At 35.7% G+C, this 4,684-nt stretch carries 4 protein-coding genes; all 4 read left to right on the top strand.

Going from position 1 to position 4,684, the window contains the following annotated elements; genetic code table 11:
• The coding region (gene hisS, locus Q0409_RS00375; protein ID WP_298533863.1) for a histidine--tRNA ligase at positions 1-1,098 on the top strand (1,098 nt) is incomplete at its 5' end.
• A gap of 59 nt (positions 1,099-1,157) precedes the next feature.
• Complete coding sequence (gene hisI, locus Q0409_RS00370; protein WP_298533861.1) at positions 1,158-1,571, top strand: phosphoribosyl-AMP cyclohydrolase; 414 nt, start codon at positions 1,158-1,160, stop codon at positions 1,569-1,571.
• Between the two features lie 73 nt (positions 1,572-1,644).
• Positions 1,645-3,762, top strand: a complete 2,118-nt coding sequence (locus Q0409_RS00365) for a PINc/VapC family ATPase (protein WP_298533858.1) — start codon at positions 1,645-1,647, stop codon at positions 3,760-3,762.
• Positions 3,763-3,781: 19 nt separating this feature from the next.
• Positions 3,782-4,555 (top strand): sugar phosphate isomerase/epimerase, encoded by a 774-nt coding sequence (locus tag Q0409_RS00360; RefSeq protein ID WP_298533856.1) that lies wholly within the window; start codon positions 3,782-3,784, stop codon positions 4,553-4,555.
• The last annotated feature ends 129 nt before the right edge of the window (positions 4,556-4,684 follow it).

The raw sequence follows: 4,684 nt of genomic DNA, 5'->3' as shown, positions 1-4,684 counted from the left end.
GACCTTGCACTTAGGCCTGAAATCACTGCTCCTATTGCAAGATTATACTTGAATGAGCTTCAAAAGACTTCAAAACCTATTAAGATTTATTATTATGGAAGCTGTTTCAGATATGAAAGACCACAAAAAGGCAGATTCAGACAATTCTGGCAATTCGGATGTGAATTGATTGGAGCAAAGACTCCTGAAGGTGAAGCTGAAGTAATAGCTATGTGCAACAATGCTATTGAAGAGCTTGGAATCACTACAGCTGAATTCAATGTAAACCACTTAGGAATCATTAGAGGATTATTCGCTCACTTTGATATTGATACTGCTACACAAAGAGAAATCATGGTTGTTATCGATAAGGGGGATAAGGATCTCCTAAAAGAATCATTGATTGGAGAAAACCCTATCATCAAAGACAAGCCAGAACTCAATGAGGTATTGTTCAAATTGATGGATATGGTTGGCGACTCATCAATCATAGCAGATATAGAAGAGCTTGTATCTCCTTACGAAGAAACCAAAGAAGCTCTTGAAGAATTCAAGGAACTTGTAAAAACCCTTGAAAGTTTCCAAGTGTTCAATTACAAGCTCAATCTTGGAGTGGCAAGAGGACTTGACTACTATACTGGAATAGTGTTTGAGGTATATGTGGAAGGACTTGGTGCACAAAAGCAGGTTTGTGGTGGAGGAACATACAATCTCGTTAAATTATTCGGTGGAGAAGATGTTGTTTCCACTGGATTTGCATTAGGATTTGACAGATTGATGAATGCAATCGAAGAGCTTAACGGAAAGCTTGAACTTGAACCTATTGTAAACACCTATGTTGCAGCAATCTCAGACTCTACAAGACATAATGCATTCAACATTGCCCAAACATTGAGAAAAGCAGGAATTCCAACTGAAGTTGATTTAAACAGAAAGAAATTCAAAAAGATATTGGCTTATGCAAATAAGATTGGAGTTAAATATGCCGTTCTTGTAGGAGAACGTGACCTTGAAGAAGGAAACGTAACAATCAAGAATATGAAAACTGGAGAGCAAGGACAAATTCCTGTTGATGAAGTTGCTACATTCATACAGAATATGAAGTGGTGGGAGTGTTGAATGAATATAAATGTTTTTAAAAAGAAGTGTTATAATTATAATTTTTAAAAGGTGAAAAGATGGAATTGAATTTCAGACTTGATGTAGGGGGAGAGAAGTTAGTCATAGGAATTGCACAGGATTACCAAACTAATGATATCCTAATGGTGGCATTCATGAATAAGGAAGCTGTAGAACAGACTTTAAAAACCAAAAAGGCTCATTACTATTCTACATCAAGACAAAAACAATGGCTAAAGGGAGAAAGTTCTGGAAATGTTCAGACTGTAAAAGAAGTCTACATTGATTGTGATGCAGATGCTTTGATAATGAAAGTGGATCAAGAAGGAGCAGCATGTCATGAAGGATACAGATCTTGCTTCTTTAGACAATTGGACATTGAAAAAGAGAATATCGACATTGACAATCTTACAGATGAAGATGTGAAAGTCATTTCTGAAAGATTGTTTGATCCAAAGGAAATGTATGGATAGATATTTATTAATAGTTTAAATTTATTTATTTAATAATTTTTAAATAAAATAAACCTAAGAGGGAGGTGAAAATATGGATTTTAATTTTGATAGTGATTATAACGATGATGAAGGCTACAATGATGAAATAAAAAGAATTGTACCAGATACAAGTGCAATCATTGAAGGAAATGTAGAAAAGATCATCAAGGAAAAAGGATTGAACTATCCTGAAATCATCATACCAGAAGCGGCAATCGCTGAACTTGAACATCAAGCTAACAATCAAAGGCCAACTGGAATTCGTGGCCTAGAAAATGTAAAGAAACTGCAGGATTTAGCTGAAATTGGTGAAATAGCTATTAGAATCACAGGCAGAAGACCAACCAAATTTGAAAAGGACAATGCAAAGCTTGGAGAAATTGACGGATTGATAAGAGATGTTGCTAAGGATGAATTGGCTTTACTCCTAACCAGCGATAAGATCCAAGCAAAGACAGCTGAAGCACAGGGAATACCAACCATCTACTATGCACAGGAATATAAAGGTGCAATAGATTTAAAGATTGCTAAATTCTTTGATGAAGACACTATGAGCGTTCATTTAAAGGAAAATGTTGTCCCTATGGCTAAAAAAGGAAAGCCTGGACATATTGAACTTGTAAAGCTTGCAGATGAAAAATTCAATTACAAGCAATTGGAAAACATTGCTGAAGAGATACTTGAAAAGGAAAGATACGACCCTAAAACCTATCTTGAAGTGGATAAGGAAGGGGCAATCGTAGTCCAATCAAGAGACCTTAGAATATCAATAGCAAGGCCACCATTCTCTGAAGCTCTTGAAATTACTGCTGTAAGGCCAGTTGCTGAAGTGTCACTTGACAAATACCATTTATCTGATAAACTAATCGAAAGATTAACAAACAGTGCAAGAGGAATCCTCATTTCAGGTTCCCCTGGAGCTGGTAAAAGTACATTTGCTCAAGCAATAGCTAAATTTTATGATGAAGAATTGAACAAAGTTGTAAAGACCATGGAATCTCCAAGAGATTTGCAAGTAGGGGATACAATTACCCAATATGCGCCTCTTGAAGGGGACATGGAGAATACTGCAGACATATTATTATTGGTCAGACCTGACTTTACCATATATGACGAGCTAAGAAAGAACCATGACTTCAAGATATTTGCAGATATGCGTCTTGCAGGTGTGGGGATGATTGGTGTTGTTCATGCAACAAGACCTATAGATGCAATTCAAAGGATTGCAAGCAGAGTTGACCTAGGTACAATCCCATCAATCGTAGACACTACAATCTATATTGAAGATGGTGAAATATCTGCTATCTATGAAAACAAGCTCACAGTAAAGGTTCCAAGTGGAATGGAAGAAAGAGACCTTGCAAGACCTGTAATTGAAGTGAGAGACTTTGAAACAGGAACCTTAGTCAATGAGATTTACACTTATGGAGAACAAACCATTGTAATGGATATTGGAATGGTTGAACAGTCCAAAAAGGCAAAAATGGAAAAGGAGAAAACTCCAGTCCAATTGATTGCAGAACGTGAAATCCTAAGGACCATGAAAAGAATAGCGCCTAAGGCAGCTATTGAAGTGAGCATGGAAAACGACAGAAGAGTGAACATTTACATCACTGAAAAGTACATTCCAAAAATCATAGGAAAAGGTGGCAAAAGGATTGCTGAACTTGAAGAGGATATTGGAATTAGCATGAATGTTGAACCTCTTGAAAAGGCGCCGGACAGTTTTGCAGAAAGACTTTCAAAAAGATCAAAAAAGTCTAAAAAAGATAAGAAAGACAAGCATAAGAAGTCCAAAAAGTCCCAATTGAAAGAGTATAATGACAATATAGATGATTACATTATAGATGAAGGCAAAAAGGATTACAGCAAGGACAATTACTTTGACTTAAGCGAAGATGAAGATGATTATGAAGAAGGAGAAACATCTGAATTCTACTATGAAGTCTTTGAACTCTATCCTGAAATAAGAAAGGACCATCTTGTATTGCCTATTGGCAAGAAATATGTCGGATGTGCTTTTGACATTCTATTAGAGGACAAATACCTATTTACAGCAACTGTAGGAAAAAGAGGTTATGTAAAGCTTCATAAGAACCTTGACTTGACTGAAGAGATTATGGAAGGTTTAGATCAAGGCCTTAGAGTTGTTGCAAGAGTTAGAGATTAATAAAATAAGAGGCAAACAGATGAAATTAGGAGCTTCAGTATTCCCAAGAAAGATTATACCTATAAAAGAGTCATTGGACTACTTCGAATCAAACAGGCATATTGAATATATGGAACTCTTTCATGACTATCCAAACAGGGATATTAATGATGAAAAGGACCTAATCGATAAGATGAACTCCTATAACTTGAAATATACTGTTCATGCTCCATTCATTGAAGTGAATCCTGCCTCTGTCAATCCAGCTCTTTCAAAAGCGGCAATTGAAGAGATAAAAAGATCAATAGAACTTGCAAACACTCTTGACAGTGATATAGTTGTAATTCATCCAGGAAGAAGCATATTCAATAATGACAAGGAATACATGAAAGAGGTTTATTCCATAGCAGAAAAGAACCTTAAGACCATTGGTGAATATGCTAAGGACAATGGAGTGCATACCTGCATTGAAAACCTTCCAAGACTAAGAGGATTCATGTATCAGGACATCAATCAACTCCATGACTCTCTGGAAAGAACCGATTTGCCTATGACATTGGATATAGGCCATGCATATACTGCAGGATTTACTGTAGATGATGTATATTTTGATAACATTAAGCATATCCATATCCATGACAATGACGGTGTTCATGACTCCCATCTTCCTTTAGGAGAGGGAATTATAGACTTTAAGAAGTTCTTTGAAATATTTTCCAAAAACAAGTATGATGGAATCTACAATTTTGAATTGAGTTCAAAAGACTATATTGAAAAGAGTATTGAATATCTGAAAAGCTTAAAATTAATATAATTCATAAAAATGATTGAGGTAAAAAAATGAAAATAGGAGCTTCAATGTTAGCAACAGAAGACAGGACAATAGAAGAAGCTATAGAATACTTTGACAGCAACAAATATATCGATTATGTTGAAATAGTCC

The sequence above is a fragment of the uncultured Methanobrevibacter sp. genome, assembly GCF_937898925.1.
Classification (GTDB): Archaea; Methanobacteriota; Methanobacteria; order Methanobacteriales; family Methanobacteriaceae; genus Methanobrevibacter.
Note: the sequence above shows the minus strand (reverse complement) of the source record. Positions and strands in the feature narration are given on the sequence as shown.